The 523-nt window shown below is 67.3% G+C and carries 1 protein-coding gene; it reads left to right on the plus strand.

The genetic code is table 11. The features are described from left to right. Positions 1 to 523 (plus strand): MFS transporter (locus HNW77_RS17310; protein WP_172159335.1); only part of this gene is annotated, 523 nt, incomplete at both ends.

Genomic DNA, 523 nt, shown 5'->3' on the forward strand with positions numbered 1-523 from the left:
GTGCCGCTCTCGCTGGCCACGTTTGTCGAGGTGGCGCATTTCATGCGCGCGCGGCCCGACATGCTGGGCGCCATATCGCTTGACCTGTTTGCCGTGCTGCTTGGCGGTGCGACCGCCATGCTGCCGGTCTATGCCAGTGACATCCTGCATGCAGGGCCGGTGGGGCTGGGGCTTTTGCGCGGCGCGCCCGCCATCGGGGCGGTGGCGTGTTCCATCATCATGGTGTGGAAACCGCTCAACCACCGCGCCGGGGCGCGCATGTTCCTGGCGGTGGCCATATTCGGGCTGGCTACGGTGGTGTTCGCCTTCTCGCACTCCATGGCGGTGTCCATTGTTGCGCTGGCGGTGCTGGGGGCGGCGGATGTGGTGAGTGTTGTGGTGCGCAGTGCCCTGGTGCAACTGCGCACGCCCGACAGCATGCGCGGCCGCGTCTCGGCGGTGAACATGCTGTTCATCGGGTCCTCCAATCAGCTTGGCGAGTTCGAGAGCGGCATGCTGGCCACCCTGATCGGCCCGGTCGGGG

It is taken from the genome of Komagataeibacter melomenusus (assembly GCF_013155395.1).
Lineage (GTDB): Bacteria > Pseudomonadota > Alphaproteobacteria > Acetobacterales > Acetobacteraceae > Komagataeibacter > Komagataeibacter melomenusus.